The 17,816-nt window shown below is 68.7% G+C and carries 16 protein-coding genes; 11 read left to right on the top strand and 5 right to left on the bottom strand.

The window, feature by feature from the left end; translation table 11 throughout:
- Window positions 1-37 precede the first annotated feature (37 nt).
- The 5 genes from ACLJO0_RS15215 to ACLJO0_RS15235 all read right to left on the bottom strand — a co-directional run bounded on the left by ACLJO0_RS15215 (window position 38) and on the right by ACLJO0_RS15235 (window position 5,602).
- Window positions 38-3,025, bottom strand: a complete 2,988-nt coding sequence (locus ACLJO0_RS15215; protein ID WP_410579161.1) for a ribonucleoside-diphosphate reductase subunit alpha — start codon at window positions 3,023-3,025, stop codon at window positions 38-40.
- 222 nt (window positions 3,026-3,247) lie between these two features.
- A complete protein-coding gene (locus ACLJO0_RS15220) occupies window positions 3,248-3,856 on the bottom strand; it encodes an acetoacetate decarboxylase family protein (protein WP_410579162.1) in 609 nt (202 codons plus the stop codon).
- The gene (locus tag ACLJO0_RS15225; RefSeq protein WP_410579163.1) at window positions 3,853-4,692 is read right to left on the bottom strand and encodes an enoyl-CoA hydratase-related protein; all 840 of its coding nucleotides are present in this window, start codon (window positions 4,690-4,692) and stop codon (window positions 3,853-3,855) included. The genes ACLJO0_RS15220 and ACLJO0_RS15225 overlap by 4 nt, the downstream gene beginning before the upstream one ends.
- A gap of 41 nt (window positions 4,693-4,733) precedes the next feature.
- The gene (locus ACLJO0_RS15230) at window positions 4,734-5,213 is read right to left on the bottom strand and encodes a tetratricopeptide repeat protein (protein WP_233611581.1); all 480 of its coding nucleotides are present in this window, start codon (window positions 5,211-5,213) and stop codon (window positions 4,734-4,736) included.
- Entirely contained in the window at window positions 5,210-5,602 is a 393-nt protein-coding gene (locus ACLJO0_RS15235; protein WP_410579164.1) for a MerR family transcriptional regulator, read from the bottom strand. The genes ACLJO0_RS15230 and ACLJO0_RS15235 overlap by 4 nt, the downstream gene beginning before the upstream one ends.
- Before the next feature lie 50 nt (window positions 5,603-5,652).
- Here ACLJO0_RS15235 and ACLJO0_RS15240 point away from each other — a divergent pair, with 50 nt between their 5' ends.
- The 11 genes from ACLJO0_RS15240 to ACLJO0_RS15290 all read left to right on the top strand — a co-directional run bounded on the left by ACLJO0_RS15240 (window position 5,653) and on the right by ACLJO0_RS15290 (window position 17,693).
- Window positions 5,653-6,513 (top strand): NAD(P)-dependent oxidoreductase, encoded by an 861-nt coding sequence (locus tag ACLJO0_RS15240; protein ID WP_410579165.1) that lies wholly within the window; start codon window positions 5,653-5,655, stop codon window positions 6,511-6,513.
- A gap of 276 nt (window positions 6,514-6,789) precedes the next feature.
- A complete protein-coding gene (locus ACLJO0_RS15245) occupies window positions 6,790-7,584 on the top strand; it encodes a TIGR03084 family metal-binding protein (RefSeq protein WP_410579166.1) in 795 nt (264 codons plus the stop codon).
- Window positions 7,581-9,272 (top strand): acyclic terpene utilization AtuA family protein, encoded by a 1,692-nt coding sequence (locus ACLJO0_RS15250; protein WP_410579167.1) that lies wholly within the window; start codon window positions 7,581-7,583, stop codon window positions 9,270-9,272. Before ACLJO0_RS15245 ends, ACLJO0_RS15250 begins: the two co-directional genes overlap by 4 nt.
- On the top strand, window positions 9,269-10,417 hold the full coding sequence (locus ACLJO0_RS15255) for an acyl-CoA dehydrogenase family protein (RefSeq protein WP_410579168.1): 1,149 nt from the start codon (window positions 9,269-9,271) through the stop codon (window positions 10,415-10,417). The genes ACLJO0_RS15250 and ACLJO0_RS15255 overlap by 4 nt, the downstream gene beginning before the upstream one ends.
- Entirely contained in the window at window positions 10,414-12,012 is a 1,599-nt protein-coding gene (locus ACLJO0_RS15260; RefSeq protein WP_410579169.1) for an acyl-CoA carboxylase subunit beta, read from the top strand. Before ACLJO0_RS15255 ends, ACLJO0_RS15260 begins: the two co-directional genes overlap by 4 nt.
- 5 nt (window positions 12,013-12,017) lie before the next feature.
- A complete protein-coding gene (locus ACLJO0_RS15265; RefSeq protein WP_410579170.1) occupies window positions 12,018-13,970 on the top strand; it encodes a biotin carboxylase N-terminal domain-containing protein in 1,953 nt (650 codons plus the stop codon).
- Window positions 13,967-15,133, top strand: a complete 1,167-nt coding sequence (locus ACLJO0_RS15270) for an acyl-CoA dehydrogenase family protein (protein ID WP_410579171.1) — start codon at window positions 13,967-13,969, stop codon at window positions 15,131-15,133. The genes ACLJO0_RS15265 and ACLJO0_RS15270 overlap by 4 nt, the downstream gene beginning before the upstream one ends.
- A 12-nt stretch (window positions 15,134-15,145) precedes the next feature.
- Complete coding sequence (locus ACLJO0_RS15275) at window positions 15,146-16,036, top strand: SDR family oxidoreductase (RefSeq protein WP_410579172.1); 891 nt, start codon at window positions 15,146-15,148, stop codon at window positions 16,034-16,036.
- Complete coding sequence (locus ACLJO0_RS15280; RefSeq protein WP_410579173.1) at window positions 16,033-16,665, top strand: TetR/AcrR family transcriptional regulator; 633 nt, start codon at window positions 16,033-16,035, stop codon at window positions 16,663-16,665. The genes ACLJO0_RS15275 and ACLJO0_RS15280 overlap by 4 nt, the downstream gene beginning before the upstream one ends.
- Before the next feature lie 87 nt (window positions 16,666-16,752).
- Window positions 16,753-17,022 carry a hypothetical protein gene (locus ACLJO0_RS15285; protein ID WP_101606846.1) on the top strand — a complete coding sequence of 90 codons (270 nt, stop codon included), beginning with the start codon at window positions 16,753-16,755 and terminating at the stop codon, window positions 17,020-17,022.
- Between the two features lie 203 nt (window positions 17,023-17,225).
- The gene (locus tag ACLJO0_RS15290; protein WP_410579174.1) at window positions 17,226-17,693 is read left to right on the top strand and encodes a hypothetical protein; all 468 of its coding nucleotides are present in this window, start codon (window positions 17,226-17,228) and stop codon (window positions 17,691-17,693) included.
- Window positions 17,694-17,816: the final 123 nt, after the last annotated feature.

Below are 17,816 nucleotides of genomic sequence, written 5' to 3' on the forward strand. Positions count from 1 at the left end.
CGGGTTAGAACACGAATCGCCACTCACGACCGGGAGGTCACTGGCAGGCTTCGCAGTCGGGGTCGTCGATCCGGCAGGCGGCACCGTCGGTGGCGACGAAGTCGACGTCCGAGACCTGCGGCATCTCCTTCGGCTCCGGCTTGGCGGCCGGGGCCGGGGCGGTCACGGGGACGGCCGGGACCGCGGCGGAAGCCGACGGGGCGGGCGAAGCGGCGGCGGCCGGGGCGGCGGGCTTGGGTGCCGATGGTGTGGCCGGGGCCGGGGTGGCCGAGACCGCGTTCAGCTTGCCGTCGGTGCCGCGCAGGGTGCTCTTCTCCACGTGCGTCGCGGACCGCGCCCGCAGGTAGTACGTGGTCTTGAGGCCCTTGTGCCAGGCGTAGCGGTACAGCTCGTCGAGCTTGCGGCCGCTGGGCGCCGCGATGTACAGGTTCAGCGACTGCGCCTGGTCGATCCACTTCTGGCGCCGCGAACCGGCGTCCACCAGCCACTTCGACTCGATCTCGAACGCGGTGGCGTACAGCGCCTTCAGATCGTCCGGCACCCGGTCGATCTGGCCGAGGCTGCCGTCGAAGTACTTCAGGTCCGAGACCATGACCTCGTCCCACAGCCCGCGCTCCTTGAGCGAGCGGACCAGGTGCGGGTTCACCACGGTGAAGTCACCGGACATGTTCGACTTGACGAACAGGTTCTGGAACAGCGGCTCGATCGACTGCCCGACCCCGCAGATGTTGGAGATCGTCGCGGTCGGCGCGATCGCCATCACGTTGGAGTTGCGCATGCCGACGGTCTTGACCCGCTCACGCAGCGGCGCCCAGTCCAAAGTGGACGAGGTGTCGACGTCGAGCGCGTCGCCCTGGCGGGCGTCGATCAGCAGCTGCAGCGAGTCGATCGGCAGGATTCCCTTGCTCCACAAGGAACCCTCGAACGTCTGGTACTGGCCGCGCTCCTCGGCGAGGTCGGTCGAAGCCGAGATCGCGTAGTAGCTGATGTGCTCCATGCTGGTGTCCGCGAACTGGACGGCCTCGTCCGAGGACAGCGGGACACCGATCTCGAACAGCGCGTCCTGGAAGCCCATCAGGCCGAGGCCGATCGGACGGTGGCGCAGGTTGGAGCGGCGCGCCTCCGGGATCGTGTAGAAGTTGATGTCGATCACGTTGTCGAGCATGCGGACCGCGGTGCGCACGGTCTTCTCGAGCCGCGCGGTGTCCAAGCCCTCGGGCGTGACGTGCTTGAGCAGGTTCACCGAGCCGAGGTTGCAGACCGCGACCTCGTCGGTGGTGGTGTTCAAGGTGATCTCGGTGCACAGGTTGGACGAGTGCACGACACCCACGTGCTGCTGCGGCGAGCGCAGGTTGCACGGGTCCTTGAAGGTGATCCACGGGTGGCCGGTCTCGAACAGCATGGTCAGCATGCGGCGCCACAGGTCGACCGCGCGGATCTTGCGGAACACCTTCAGCTCACCGCGTTCGGCGGCGGCCTCGTACTCGCGGTAGCGCTCGGCGAACGCGGTGCCGTAGAGGTCGTGCAGGTCCGGGGTCTCGTTCGGCGAGAACAGCGTCCACTGCGCGTCGGCCTCGACGCGGCGAAGGAACTCGTCGGGCACCCAGTTCGCGGTGTTCATGTCGTGCGTACGACGACGGTCGTCACCGGTGTTCTTGCGCAGGTCGAGGAATTCCTCGATGTCCACGTGCCAGGTCTCGAGGTACGCGCAGGCCGCGCCCTTGCGCTTGCCGCCCTGGTTCACCGCGACCGCGGTGTCGTTGGCGATCTTGAGGAACGGCACGACACCCTGCGACTGGCCGTTGGTGCCCTTGATGTGCGCGCCGAGGCCGCGGACCGGGGTCCAGTCGTTGCCGAGGCCGCCCGAGTACTTCGCCAGCAGCGCGTTGTTCTTGTACGCCTGGAAGATCGAGTCCAGGTCATCGTCCACAGTGGTCAGGAAGCAGGACGACAGCTGCGGGCGAGTGGTGCCCGAGTTGAACAGCGTCGGGGTGGACGCCATGAAGTGGAACGTCGAGAGCAGCTCGTAGAACTCGATCGCGCGGGCTTCACGGTTGTCCTCGCGGATCGCCAGACCCATCGCGACGCGCATGAAGAACGCCTGCGGCAGCTCGAAGCGGATGCCGTTGTGGTGCTGGAAGTACCGGTCGTACAGGGTCTGCAGGCCGAGGAAGCCGAAGTCGAGGTCGCGCTCGGCGTGGATGGCCGCGGTGATCTTGTCCAGGTCGAAGGTCTGGAGCTCGGGGTTGACCAGCTCCAGCTCGATGGCGCGCTTGAGGTAGTCCCGGAAGTACTGCGGGTACCGCGCGGTCATCTCGTTCTGGCTGGCCAGCTGCGGCGTGCCCGCGAGGTAGGTGAGCGCTTCGCCGCGGAGCTTGTCCGCGAGCAGCCGGGCGCTGACGTAGGAGTAGTTCGGCTCCTGCTCGACGAGCACGCGCGCGGCCATGATCTGGGCGAGGGCGAGTTCGTCGGCGCTGATGCCGTCGTAGAGGTTGCGCTTGGCCTCGGCCAGCACCGGCTCGGCCGAGACGTCATCCAGGCCGGCGACGGCCTCGCCGACGACGTGCGAGACACGAGCCCAGTCGAGCGGACGGAGCGAGCCGTCGGCCGCCTTGACGCTGATGGCGACGTCGGACGAAGCAGGCTTCTCGGCGTCACGGGCCTTCGCGCGCTCATCGCGGTACAGGACGTACGCGCGGGCGACCTTGTGGTGCTCGCCGCGCATCAGCGCGAGCTCGACGATGTCCTGGATCTGCTCGATGTGCAGCGCGGTCTCGGGACCGGCGTGGCGGAGCAGGGTGGCTTCGATCTGTTCGGTCAGTTCGTTGACCAGGTGGTGGATCCGCGACGAGGCGGCCGCGTCACCGCCCTCGACGGCGAGGAAGGCCTTGGTCACGGCGACCGAGATCTTGTTCGCGTCGAAGGGGGACACGCTGCCGTCCCGCCGGATGACTCGCACGGTCGCGGGCGTCGTGTCCGAGGACGAGGGCGGCCGCTGACCGGTTTCCGAGTTGACCACTGTCATGCATGACTCCAAGAGGGCGCGTTGAAGCACCACAAGGCCTCACAAGGCCGTGCGCTGCACGTTCACAAAGCTGTCCGACCACCGCTCCCGAGCGGTCTCCCCGTCGCTGGGCGGTGCCGGTTCCCAGAGACTACATGTAGGGGTCGGAGCCTGCACGTGCCCCAATGGGTGGCGTGTCGTGGTCTCACCCTGGCGGGTTAGACGATCACGCTGAGCGGCTGGTCAGCCCCCGAAAACGAGCTTGAAATCGCGCAGGCAGGCGCTCAGGACGGGCCGCTGACCGGCGAGGAAGCCGAACGGGCCGGATTCGTTGATCCGCCAATCCGCGGTCGCGGGACGCGGGTTCGCCGTCGCTCGGACGGGGCTTCTTTTGAGACGGCCGTCCAGCATTTGGACGACGTCGAAGGCCGCGGGTATCCGCACCGGAAGGCTCGGACGGGCGGTGAAGGCCGCCGTCGCGATCCAGTCCTCGTGGGTGGCCGCCGAGGCGGTGAAGGTCCGCCCGTGGGCGAAGTCGAGCGCGGCGAGGTCCTTGGGAATGCCCCACAACGCGCGTCCGCCGGCGAGGGAGACCTCGCTGTCGACCCAGATGTCGGTGATCGAGCTGGAGAGACGCTTGCCGCGGACCGCGACGGTCGCCAGCAGCTCGTGATACTGAAGCTGTCCGGGCTCCTGGTAGTCGATCCAGGCGGTGAACACCTGCGCGCTGCCGCCCAGTACGACGGGTTCGGCGCCGTCGGGCAGCGCGGGCAGTTCGCTCACCGGGACACGCCAGACCGACAGGTACGCCTGACCCGCCAGGTTCCAGGGCTCCGGGGGATAGGCGGTCATGCGTTCCGCCACGGCAGGTAGGCGGGCTGGTCGGTGTCGACGCGCATGGAGAACTCCGGTGGTCGTTTCTGCAGGAAGGACAGGACGCCTTCGACGGCGTCCGGGCTGGAGCCGAGGCCGCCGATCAGCTTGGAGTCCAGTTCGTGCACGGGGAACGGCGACTCCGCGCTGGCCATCCGGTACAGCAGCTGCCGGGTCACCGCGACCGAGACGGGTGAGGTGGTCCTGGCTATCTCGAGGGCCAGTTCGCGTGCCTTGCCGAGCACTTCTTCGGGCTCGTGAACACTGTGGACCAGCCCGGCGGTTTTCGCTTCCTCGGCGTCGAACACGCGGCCGCTGATCATCCAGTCGAGTGCCGTGCCCATCCCGACGAGCCGCGGGAGGAACCACGCGGACGCGCCTTCGGGGTAGATCCCGCGGCGGACGAACACGAAACCGAACCGGGAGTCCGTGGACGCCAGCCGGTAATCGCACGACAGTGTGATCGTGATGCCGCCACCGACGGCAGCGCCCCGCAGAGCCGCGATCACCGGCTTGTTCATCGTGAAGATCCGCTTCGAGCAACGTCCCGCCGGCTCCTGCCATGCCGCGTCCGGACCGGTCTCCGGGTCGAAGTCGAAGCCGCCTTGGGTGAGATCGGCGCCAACCGAGAAGTCCTTGCCGTTGCCGGTCAGGATCACCACCCGGACGTCTTCGTCGCGGTCGGCCCGGTCCATCGCGTCGCCGAGTTCGTCGGCCATGCGGATGGTGTAGCCGTTGCGGGCCTCTGGCCGGTTGAGCGTGACCGTCGCGATGTGGTCGGCGACCTCATAGGTGATTTCGGCGTACGCGCTCATGACGTGAAAGTAAGGCTATGTTGACAAGGTGTCAATAAGGCTCATTCGACGTCGTCCAGATGGTCCGCGTAGTACTCGACCGCCCGCCGGTACCGCTGCACACCGTCGTCCGCGCTCGTCGCCGCGAGCACCTTCAGCAGCGTTCCCGCCGCTTCGCGCGCCTCGCCGACGTTGTAGAGCGCCATCGCGAGGAAGGTCCTCAGCGCCGCGTCGTCCGGGAACTCGCCGAGGCCGCGGCGCAACGTCTTGAGCGACTCGTCGTACCGGCCGAGGACGCGATACGTGCTGCCGAGCCCGACGAACACGCCGTGCCTGTCCTCTGTGGACAGACCTTCGCCCGCGAGAGCCTGCTCGTAGAACGGGGCCGCTGCCGCCTCCAGTCCGGCCGAATCATGCGCCCACGCGGTTTGGTAGGCGATCACGGCGTCCCGAGGGTTCCGCGCGGCCAGCTCGATCAACCGCAGGCGGGCCTCGTCGGTGCCCTGCTCCCGCAGCCGGACCGCTTCCTGTGTCTCGTTCACGCGGCGGCGCCGTCGAAGGGCGGATAGGCCTCGCCGCCGACGCGCTCGGCCACGACGATGTAGTCGGCCAGCGCGTCACGCGAACGCGCCAGCTTGGCCAGCTGCTCGTCCAGGCGTCCGAGCCGCTCGCGCATCGCGGCCAGCAGTTCGGGGCAGCCGATCAGCTCGGGCTCCTCGCCGATCGCGCAGGGCAGCAGATACGCGATGTCCTCGGACGACAGGCCGGCGGCGAGCAGATGCCGGATCTGCTTCACCCGCAGCAAGGCCGTCTCGTCGTACTCGCGGTAGCCGTTCGTGCCGCGGCTCGCCTCCAGGAGGCCTTGGGCTTCGTAGTAGCGCAATTGATGTGTGTTGACGCCCGTCCGGTGACTCAGTTCACCGATTCTCATCGCTTTCCCCACTTGACCTTCATACCGGTATCAATGTCGACGATCGTGCCATGACTGACAACGCGAACACCCCGGTATCGGTCGTCGGCCTCGGTCTCATGGGCACCGCGCTCGCCCGCGCGTTCCTGAAGGCCGGGCATCCCACGACCGTGTGGAACCGGACGGCCGCCAAAGCCGACTCCTTGGTCGCCGAAGGGGCGCGGCTCGCGCCTTCGATCGGCGAAGCGCTCGGTGCGGGCGGCGTGACGATCCTGTGTCTTACCGACTACTCCGCTGTGCGTGACCTGCTCGGCGACGCTGGACTGGAGGGCGCGACCCTGGTCAACCTGTCCTCGGGCAGCTCCGCCCAAGCTCGCGAAACCGCCGCCTGGGCCGAAAAACAGGGCGCCGGCTACCTGGACGGCGCGATCATGGCCATCCCGTCGACGATCGGGACCGCCGAAGCGATGATCCTGCTCAGCGGGCCGCGGCCGGACTTCGACCTCGGCGCGCTCGGCACGATCAGCCATCTCGGCGAGGATCCCGGGCTGGCGTCCCTGTACGACGTCGCCGGGTTGACCATGATGTGGAGCGTCCTGAACGCGTGGCTTCAGGGCACGGCGATGCTCAAGACCGCCGGTGTCGACGCCGCGACGTTCGCGCCGTTCGCGCGGCAGATCGCCGCCGGGGTGGCCGATTGGCTGCCCGGATACGCCGAACAGGTCGACAAGGACTCCTTCCCGGCCGAGGTCGCCGCCTTGGAGACCGACGCGCGGGCGATGGCTCATATGGTCGAGGAGAGTGAGGCGCTGGAGGTGAACGCCGAGCTGCCGAAGCTGCTCAAGGCGATGGCCGACCGCGCGATCGCCGCCGGGCACGGGGGAGAGCAGTACCCGGTGCTGATCCGGGAATTCGAACGAGCGGGTGAGTAAGACGGCGGCCGGGGGGTCGCTCGCCGGTCCGTGAGGGCCTCCTTGCCTACCCTGAAGGTAGGGAAGGAGGCCCTCACGGACCTGGCCGCCACTTGCGCCCCAACAGCACCACCAGTCACAACAGCCGAAGTACATGAAGGCCCCCTTCCTTGCGCCTAGGTACAGGAAGGGGGCCTTCATGTACCTCGAACCCTGCAGTCGGCCGACAAAACAATCAGGCGTGCTTGATTTTTCCGGCGGCGGGTGCCAGCCTGAAGAAGACGCGAGGAGGCGGGCATGGCTGACCTGGGCGTGATCCTTGGGGATCTCGCGGCGGAATCGCAGGCCATCGACGACGTGGTGGCGGATCTGCCCGCGTCGGACTGGGCGAGGCGGACTCCGGCCGAAGGCTGGACGATCGCCCATCAGATCGCTCATCTGGCTTGGACGGACAAGAAGGCGCTGATCGCGGCGCGCGGTTCCGAGGCCGAGTGGCAGGCCGAAATCGAAGGGCTGCTCGCGACGGGCGAGTCCTACGTCGACGACGGCGCCGCCGAGGGCGCGAAGACACCACCCCGTGAGCTGCTGGCCGAGTGGCGCGCCGGCCGCGCGGAGCTCGCCGAAGCGCTCGCCGCGGTGCCCGACGGGCAGAAGATCCCCTGGTACGGCCCGCCGATGAGCGCCGCGTCCATGGTGACCGCGCGGCTCATGGAGACCTGGGCACACGGCCAGGACATCTTCGACGCGCTCGGCCTGGAGCGGGAGAACACGGCCAGGATCTGGCATATCGCCCGGTTCGGGACCCGCACCCGCGACTTCGCCTACAAACTCAACTCGCTCTCCCCGCCCGCCGCGGAATTCCGTGTCGAGCTGACCGCGCCCGACGGCACCACCTGGGCGTTCGGCCCCGAGGACGCCGAGCAGCGGCTCACCGGGAGCGCGGTCGGCTTCTGCCTCGTCATCACCCAGCGGCGTCATCCCGCCGACACCGACCTGGTCGCCACGGGCAAGGACGTCGAGGAATGGCTCGGGATCGCGCAGGCCTTCGCCGGGCCTCCCGGCGCCGGACGGAAACCGGGGCAGTTCGCATGACCCCGATCAGGATCGGCAACGCGTCCGGGTTCTACGGCGACCGGTTCTCCGCCGTCCACGAGATGCTCACCGGCGGCCCGCTCGACGTGCTGACCGGCGACTACCTGGCCGAGTTGACCATGCTCATCCTCGGCCGCGACCGGATGAAGGACCCGAATCGCGGGTACGCCAAGACCTTCCTGCGCCAGATGGAACAGAATCTCGCGCTGGCCAAGGAAAAGGGCGTCAAGATCGTGGCGAACGCCGGTGGGCTCAACCCCGCCGGCCTCGCGGACGCGCTTCGTGAACTGGCCGCGAAACTCGGCGTCGACGTCGCCATCGCGCACGTCGAGGGCGACGACCTCGTCCAGCGGGCGGAAGAACTCGGCTTCGGCAAGACCCTGACCGCCAACGCGTATCTCGGCGCATGGGGGATCGCGGAATGCCTGAACGCGGGCGCCGACATCGTGGTGACCGGCCGCGTCACCGACGCATCGGTGATCGTCGGCCCGGCCGCCGCGCACTTCGGCTGGGCGCGCGACGACTACGACGCGCTGGCGGGCGCGGTCGCGGCCGGGCACGTGATCGAATGCGGTACGCAGGCCACCGGTGGCAACTACGCCTTCTTCACCGAGCACGAGATCGGTGTCCCGGGGTTCCCGATCGCCGAGATCTCCGCCGACGGCTCCAGCGTGATCACCAAACACCCCGGCACAGGCGGCGTGGTGAACGCCGGAACCGTTACCGCGCAACTGCTCTACGAGATCACCGGCGCCCGTTACGCCGGGCCGGACGTCACGGCGCGGTTCGACACGCTGACGCTCACCGAGGACGGCCCGGACCGCGTCCGGATCAGCGGCGTCACCGGTGAGCCGCCGCCTCCGACGCTCAAGGTCTGCCTGAACGGGCTCGGCGGTTTCCGCAACGAGACGACGTTCGTCCTCACCGGACTCGACATCGAAGCGAAAGCCGCGTTGGTCAAGGAACAACTCGAAGGCGCGCTCAAGGCCAGGCCGCCGGCGGACGTCCAGTGGACGCTCGCCCGCACCGACCGTCCCGACGCCGAAACCGAGCAGCAGGCGAGCGCTCTGCTGCACGTCGCGGTGAAGGACGCCGATCCGGAGGTCGCCGGGCGCGCGTTCAGCGGCGCGGCGATCGAACTCGCGTTGGCGAGCTACCCCGGCTTCCACGTCACCGCGCCGCCCGCGGCCGCCTCGCCCTACGGCGTGTACCGGCCCGCGTTCGTCGACGCGCACGAGGTGTCGCACGTCGCCGTCCTGCCGGACGGGACGCGCCGCGACATCGCGCCCGCCGCCGAAACACTGCCTCTGTCCGAAGTGGACGAAAGCCGGTCGCCCGCGCCCTTCACCCAGGCACAGGTCCGCCGGGCACCGCTGGGCAGGGTGATCGGCGCCCGCAGCGGCGACAAGGGCGGCAACGCGAACGTCGGTGTCTGGGTGCGCTCCGACGAGGCGTGGCGCTGGCTCGCGCACCGGCTCACCGTCACCGAGTTCAAACTGCTGCTCCCGGAGACCGCGGACCTCGAGGTCCGGCGGCATCTGCTCCCGAACCTGCGGGCGATCAACTTCGTCGTCGAAGGCATCCTCGGCGAGGGTGTCGCGTCGCAGGCGCGGTTCGACCCGCAGGCGAAGGCGCTCGGGGAATGGCTGCGCTCCCGCGAGATCGACATCCCGGAGGCCCTCCTGTGACCGACCCCTTCTCCACGCCGGAACGCGCCGAACTGCGCAAGACCGTGCGGCGGTTCGCCGAAACCGAGATCCTGCCCCACCTCGAAGGCTGGGAGCGCGAGGGCGAACTGCCCCGCGACCTGCACCGCAGGGCCGGGGAACTCGGGCTGCTCGGCGTCGGCTTCCCCGAGGAGGTCGGCGGCGGTGGCGGTGACTACCTCGACGCGGTCGTCATCGCCGAGGAACTGCACTACGCGGGTGGTTCCGGCGGCCTGTTCGCCTCGCTGTTCACCTGTGGCATCGCCGTCCCGCATATCGCGGCGGCCGGGGATCCGGTGCAGATCGAACGCTGGGTCCGGCCGGCGCTGGAAGGCAACAAGATCGGCTCGCTCGCGGTCACCGAACCCGACGGCGGCTCCGACGTCGCCGGGATCCGCACCACCGCGGTGCGCGAGGGCGACGAGTACGTCATCAACGGTGCCAAGACCTTCATCACCTCGGGCTGCCGCGCCGACTTCGTGACCACCGTGGTCCGCACCGGTGAGGCAGGCGCCCACGGGCTCTCGCTCATCGTGGTCGAGCGCGGCACGCCGGGTTTCACCGTCTCCCGCAAGCTGGAGAAGATGGGGTGGCTCTGCTCGGACACCGCCGAGTTGTCCTATGTGGACGTCCGCGTGCCCGCGGAGAACCTGATCGGCGCCGAGAACAGCGGGTTCGCGCAGGTCGCCACCCAGTTCGTCACCGAACGGGTCTCGCTGGCGGTGCAGGGTTACGCGCACGCCCAGCGAGCGCTCGACCTGACGCTGGACTGGTGCCGCCTGCGCGAGACCTTCGGCCGCCCGCTGATCTCCCGCCAGCTGGTGCAGCACAAACTCACCGAGATGGCCCGCAAGATCGACGTCGCCCGCACCTACACCCGGCAGGTCGCCCAGCGGCACGTCGCGGGCGAAGAGGTCATCGCCGAAGCCTGTTTCGCGAAGAACACCGCCGTCGAGACCGCCGAATGGGTGGTCAACGAGGCCGTGCAGCTGCACGGCGGACTCGGCTACATGCGGGAGTCCGAAGTGGAGCGTCACTACCGTGACGTGCGCATCCTCGGCATCGGCGGCGGGACCAACGAGATCCTCACCGGCTTGGCCGCGAAGCGATTGGGATACACCGCATGAGCACCATCAGGTCCACTGTGGACACGCGAGGCGAAGAGTTCGCCGCCAATCGCGAGTCCATGCTCGGCAAACTGGCCGAGATCGATGGCGAGCACGCCAAGGCGATCGCGGGCGGCGGCGAGAAGTACGTCGCCCGCCACCGCAAACGCGGCAAACTGCTGGCTCGTGAACGGATCGAGCTCCTCCTCGACGAGGACTCGCCGTTCCTGGAACTGTCGCCGTTGGCGGCCTGGGGTTCGGACTACCAGGTCGGCGCCAGCGTGATCACCGGGATCGGCGTCGTCGAAGGCGTCGAATGCATGATCTCGGCGAGCGACCCGACGGTCAAAGGCGGGGCGAGCAACCCGTGGACGGCCAAGAAGAGCTACCGCGCCGCGGACATCGCCGCGCAGAACCGCTTGCCGGTGATCAACCTCGTCGAGTCCGGCGGCGCGGATCTGCCGACGCAGAAGGAGATCTTCATCCCCGGCGGCCGGATCTTCCGCGACATCACGCGTTCGTCGGCGGCGAAGGTGCCCACGATCGCCCTGGTGTTCGGCAACTCGACCGCCGGCGGCGCGTACCTGCCCGGCATGTCGGACTACGTCGTGATGGTCAAGGAACGGGCGAAAGTGTTCCTCGGCGGGCCGCCGTTGGTCAAGATGGCCACCGGTGAGGAGTCCGACGACGAATCGCTCGGCGGCGCCGAGATGCACGCCCGCACCTCCGGCCTGGCCGACTACCTCGCGGCGGACGAAGAGGACGCGATCCGGCTCGGCCGCAGCATCGTCAAACGGCTCAACTGGACCAAACAGGGGCCGACGCCGAAACCGGACTACGCCGAGCCGCTGTACTCCGCCGAGGACCTGCTCGGCATCGTGCCCACCGACCTCAAGGTGCCGTTCGACCCGCGCGAGGTGATCGCCAGGGTCGCCGACGGTTCGGACTTCGACGAGTTCAAACCCTTGTACGGCAGCAGTCTCGCCACCGGTTGGGCGAGTATCCACGGCTACCCGGTCGGCATCCTCGCCAACGCCCAAGGCGTGCTCTTCGGCGAGGAGTCGCAGAAGGCCGCGCAGTTCATCCAGCTGGCCAACCAGATCGACACGCCGCTGGTCTTCCTGCACAACACGACCGGCTACATGGTCGGCAAGGAATACGAGCAGAGCGGCATCATCAAACACGGCGCGATGATGATCAACGCCGTGTCGAACTCCAAGGTGCCGCATCTGTCGGTGCTCATGGGTGCCTCGTACGGCGCCGGGCATTACGGCATGTGCGGCCGGGCCTACGATCCCCGGTTCCTTTTCGCTTGGCCCAGCGCGAAATCCGCGGTCATGGGGCCGCAGCAGCTGGCCGGTGTGCTGTCCATCGTGGCCCGCGCCGCAGCCGCGTCGCGAGGCCAGGACTACAACGAGGAACACGACGCCGCCATGCGCGCCATGGTGGAGGGGCAGATCGAAGCGGAGTCGATGCCGATGTTCCTCTCCGGAATGCTCTACGACGACGGGATCATCGATCCCCGCGACACCCGCACGGTGCTCGGGCTCAGCCTGTCCGTGATCCACAATGGACCAGTGAAGGGCGCCGAAGGCTTCGGCGTCTTCAGGATGTGAGCGGCATGATCGAGAAATTGCTGGTCGCCAACCGCGGCGAGATCGCCTGCCGCGTGTTCCGCACCTGTCGCGACGCCGGAATCGGCACGGTCGCGGTGTTCTCCGACGCGGACGCCGACGCGCCGCACACGGCCGAGGCGGACGTCGCCGTCCGCTTGCCGGGCAACGCGCCCTCCGACACCTACCTGCGGGCCGAACTCCTGATCAAGGCGGCCGTCGAGACCGGCGCCGACGCGATCCACCCCGGCTACGGCTTCCTGTCCGAGAACGCCGCCTTCGCCCGCGCCGTGATCGACGCCGGGCTCACCTGGGTCGGCCCGCCGCCGGAAGCCATCGAGAGCATGGGCTCCAAGGTCGAGTCCAAGCGGATGATGGCCGACGCCGGTGTCCCGATTCTGTCCGAATTGGACCCGGCCGAGGTCACCGAGGCCGACCTTCCCTTGCTGGTCAAGGCTTCCGCCGGGGGTGGCGGACGCGGCATGCGCGTCGTGCGCTCGCTCGGCGAACTCGCCGAGGCCGTCGAAGGCGCGAGTGCGGAGGCCGCCTCGGCGTTCGGCGACCCGACCGTGTTCTGCGAGCGGTACCTGGAGACCGGCCGTCACATCGAGGTGCAGGTGCTCGCCGACACCCATGGCACGGTGTGGGCGGTGGGGGAGCGTGAGTGCTCGATCCAGCGCCGCCACCAGAAGGTCGTCGAAGAGGCGCCGTCGCCGTTCGTCGACGAAACCATGCGTGAGGCGCTGTTCGACGCCGCGCGCAAGGCCGCGCAGGCGATCGACTACGTCGGCGCCGGGACGGTCGAGTTCCTCGCCGGACCGGACGGGCGGTTCTACTTCCTGGAGATGAACACCCGGCTCCAGGTGGAGCATCCGGTCACCGAGGCCACGACCGGACTCGACCTCGTCTCGCTGCAACTGCGGGTCGCCGAGGGCGAGCACCTCCCGATCGAGGAGCCGGAGACGCGGGGCCACGCGATCGAGGTCCGGCTTTACGCCGAAGATCCGGCTGCGGGCTGGCAGCCGCAGAGCGGCACCTTGCACCGCTTCGAACTGCCCGCCGCGCAACGGGCATTCGAAGTCGGTCCGGGTGTCCGGCTGGATTCCGGTTTCGTCAGCGGCCAGACCGTCGGCGTGCACTACGACCCGATGCTCGCCAAAGTCATCGCCTACGCCCCGGATCGCCGGAGCGCGGCGCGGGCACTGGCAGGCGCCTTGGCCGGAGCGGAGATCCACGGCGTGGTGACCAACCGCGACCTGCTGGTGAACGTCCTGCGCCACGAGGCCTTTCTCGCCGGCGAGACCGACACGGCGTTTTTCGACCGGCACGGACTCGAAACCCTGGCACGTCCACTGGCCACTGTGGACACCGTACGGATTTCGGCGCTGGCGGCCGCCTTGGCGGGTGCGGCCGCGAACCGCTCGCACGCGCGAGTGCAGGAGCGGCTGCCGAGCGGCTGGCGCAACGTCCGCTCCCAGGGACAGCGCAAACGTTTCCGCACCGGCGAAGACGAGATCGAGATCGTCTACACCCTCGGCCGCGACGGTCTGCGCGCCGACGGTTTCGAAGGCGTCGAACTGGTTTCCGCCGAGAGCGACGGCGTGGTCCTGGAGATCTCCGGGGTGCGGCGGAAGTTCGCCGTCGCCCGGTACGGCGGCACGGTGTACGTCGATTCGCCGGCAGGCGCGGTCGAGCTGGGTGTGGTGCCGAGGTACACCGATCCCGACGCGGCGCTCGCCGCCGGATCGCTGGTGGCGCCGATGCCGGGCACGGTCGTCCGGCTCGCGGTGGAAGCGGGCGACACCGTCAAAACCGGCGATCCGTTGCTGTGGCTCGAAGCGATGAAGATGGAACACCGGATCGCGGCGCCAGCCGACGGCGTCGTGACGGAACTCCCGGTGGTGGTCGGACAACAGGTCGAAGTGGGCACGATCCTCGCGGTGGTAGGAGACAACGAATGAACGCGATGAACTTCACCGAGCCCGAGGAGCGCGTCGCGCTGCGGGCCGCCGTCGCCGAACTCGGCAAGAAGTACGGGCACGAGTACTACGCGAAACAGGCTCGCGCCGGGCTCAAGACCGACGAGCTGTGGGCCGAGGCCGGACGGCTCGGCTACCTCGGCGTCAACCTGCCCGAGGAGTACGGCGGCGGGGGAGCGGGCATCGCGGATCTCGCCGCGGTGCTCGAAGAACTCGCCGCGGCGGGCTGCCCGCTGCTGCTCATGGTCGTCTCGCCGGCGATCTGCGGCACGGTCATCTCACGGTTCGGCACCGAGGAGCAGAAGAAGCGCTGGCTGCCCGGGATCGCCGACGGCAGCGGGCGGATGGTCTTCGCGATCACCGAACCGGACGCGGGGTCGAACTCGCACAAGATCACCACCACCGCGAAACGCGACGGTGACGGCTGGGTCCTCAGTGGACGGAAGGTCTTCATCTCCGGTGTCGACGAGGCGGACGCCGTCCTGGTCGTCGGCCGCACCGAGGACGCGAAGACCGGCAAGCTCAAGCCCGCGCTGTTCACCGTCCCGACCGACGCGCCCGGCTTCGAGTACAAGCAGATCGACATGGACATCATCTCGCCGGAGAAGCAGTTCGGCCTGTTCCTCGACGACGTCCACCTGCCCGCCGACGCGCTGGTCGGCGAGGAGGACGCGGCGATCGCGCAGCTGTTCGCCGGGCTCAACCCCGAACGCATCATGGGCGCGTCGTTCTCGCTCGGCATCGCCCGCTACGCGCTGGGCAAGGCCGTCGGCTACGCCAACGAGCGCAAGGTGTGGGGCGCGCCGATCGGCACCCACCAAGGGCTCGCGCATCCGCTGGCCGAGATCAAGATCGAACTGGAACTGGCGAAGCTGATGACGCAGAAGGCGGCGTCGTTGTACGACTCCGGCGACGATTTCGGGGCGGGCGAGTCGGCGAACATGGCCAAGTACGCCGCCGCCGAGGTCGCCATCCGCGCGGTCGACCAGGCCGTGCAGACCCATGGCGGCAACGGCCTCGCCAGCGAATACGGGCTGGGCACGCTGGTCACGGCCGTCCGGCTGGGCCGGATCGCGCCGGTGAGCCGCGAGATGGTGCTCAACTTCGTCGGCCAGCACAGCCTCGGCCTGCCGCGGTCCTACTGAGAGGCGCGAATCATGAGCACGCTCCACGGCAAGACGATCATCATCTCCGGTGGCAGCCGGGGCATCGGCGAGGCCATCGCGGTCCGCGCCGCCCGTGACGGCGCGAACATCGCCTTGCTGGCCAAAACCGCCGAGCCCCATCCGAAGCTGCCGGGAACGCTCTACACCGCGGCCAAGGCGATCGAGGACGCCGGCGGGCAGGCGTTGCCGATCGTCGGCGACGTCCGCGACGACACGTCGGTCGAGGCCGCGGTGGCGCGGACCGCGGAGCAGTTCGGCGGTATCGACATCGTGCTCAACAACGCCAGCGCGATCGACCTGACGCCGACCGAAGCGGTCAGCATGAAGCGTTACGACCTGATGCAGGACGTCAACGCGCGCGGTTCGTTCCTGCTGTCGAAACTCGCCATCCCGTACCTGAAACTGTCGGAGAACGCGCATATCCTGACGCTGTCGCCGCCGATCAGCCTCGACGAGAAGTGGTTCCAGGCCGGGCATCTCGCGTACAGCATCGCGAAGTACTCGATGAGCCTGGTGACCGTCGGGCTCGCCGCGGAACTGCGGCAGTTCGGGATCGCGGCGAACTCGCTGTGGCCGCGGACCACCATCGACACCGCGGCGATCCGCAACGTCGTCGGCGCCGAACTCGCGGCGAAGTCGCGGACGCCGGAGATCATGGCGGACGCGGCGCACGCGATCCTCACCAAACCGAGCCGCGAGGCGTCCGGGCACTTCTACATCGACGACGAGGTGCTCGCCGCCGAGGGAGTCACGGACTTCTCGAAGTACCGCATCGGTGAGCGCGAGGAAGACCTGCAGCTCGATTTCTGGGTCGAAGCACGCTTTCCCGCTGAGGCCCCATCAGACGCCGTCGAAAGCCGTACCCCAGAGCCAGGGCCATGATCCGCGAACCACAGCAGGAGCGAAGCCGCACGACTCGGCGGCGGCTGGTCGAAGCCGCCGTCGAGACGATCGGGGAGCTCGGCTGGAACGGGACCACCGTCGCGCTGATCGCCGAACGCGCCGGGGTCTCGCGCGGTGCCGCCCAGCATCACTTCCCGACCAGGGAGGATCTGGTCGCGGCCGCGGTCGAGCACGTCGGCGAGATCCAGATCGTGGAACTGCGCGCCCGCGCGGCGGAACTGCCGTCGGGGCGGTCGCGGATCGAGCGGGCCGTCGACATGGTGCTCAACCTCTACAGCGGGCCGATGTTCCGCGCCGCGCTTCATCTGTGGGTGGCGGCGTCGACCGACGAGTCGCTGCGCGCGACCCTGGTGCCGCTGGAGGCCAGGGTCGGCCGGGAGGCGCACCGGGTGACCGTCGAACTGCTCGGCGTCGACGAGTCCCACCAGGGCGTTCGCGAGCTGGTCCAGGCCACTCTCGATCTTGCCCGCGGCCTGGGTCTGGCGAACCTGCTGACCGATGACACCAAGCGGCGCAAGCAGATCGTGGCGCAGTGGGCGCGGGTACTGGAGCCCACCCTGTCGTCCGCGAAAATCTCACGGAACCGGAAAGCCGACGACAACGTCTGAGATGTTGTTAACACTGATGGAGCAGCGACCGATAACACCGTGTAAGTGCTGCTGATTCAGGTGGCTGATCGAGAGAGGTACAAACCGGTGTCCGGTTCAGAGGTCGAACTGTCCCATCGAGCCATGGCGATGCTGCGAGCGGTCGCGGCGCGCCGTGCCCAGATGTCGTGCAGCTGCGAGCCGGATCTTTTCATCGACGGGTTCGCCTGTTGCGATCAGATGACCGCGCACGCGCTGGCTCACGGTGGCTACATCCGCCCCGCCGAGTCCACCGGCCTCTCCGCGGTCACCGGCCGCGTGCCCGCCGAGCTGACCGAGGCGGGCGAGGCCGCGATCGCGGTCACCGCGGCTGCCTGACCTTTCACCGCATCGTCCGTCCGCAGTGGACGACGATCGTTTACAAACCGCCTCCCGCGTTCCTAGGATCCACCCCGGGATGAGGCCGTCGTGCGATCGACGGACCGGGTTGGGAGGTGCCGATGGCACGCACGGCTCGCCGCGATGCCGGTGGGAACGCCCTGAGCTCGCCGCGGGTTCACCAACAGACACTGAGCGAGTTGATGCGGAAAGCCGGTGCGTCGCCCCGTCGCCGGGGACCGCGCGGGCCCAAGCACCGCGCTCCGGACACCGCCGCTCCCGGTAACAGGAAGATCCGGCGGATTTCGGCGCTTTCGGCGGGCGGAGTCGTCGTCGGCGGTGTGCTGGTCTTCCTGCTCACTCCGGCCGACCCGGTCGAGGTCGTCCCGGGGACGCCGCTCGCGCCGCCGTCGCTGATCATCGCCCCGCAGGCTGTCGATGCCCCGGACGACGCGGCTTCTTCGACCACCCCGTCGGGGCCTTCGGGCGGCAGTGTCGCGCCCCCGCCACCCATGACGGCGTCGATGCACGGCTCGGAGACGCCGTCACCGACGCCCACCCCGGTCCGTGAGGAACGGCCGGATCCGCGCGCCGGTCACCACGAGTGGTATGACGACTGGTACCACGGCGGATATCCGGGTGGCGGCCGCTGGCCGCAGTGGGGCAAATAGCGCCGTTCGGGTGATCGGCGGCGTCGCTCACCGTCGAACAAGAATCACGATTCGCTCCGGATCTCGTCCTTTCGTGTCTGGTGCCCCTTTTCCCGTGTGCGGGCTTCGGCCCGGTATCTACGA

Source organism: Amycolatopsis sp. lyj-108, from assembly GCF_046549005.1.
In the GTDB taxonomy this organism is placed as follows: Bacteria; Actinomycetota; Actinomycetes; order Mycobacteriales; family Pseudonocardiaceae; genus Amycolatopsis.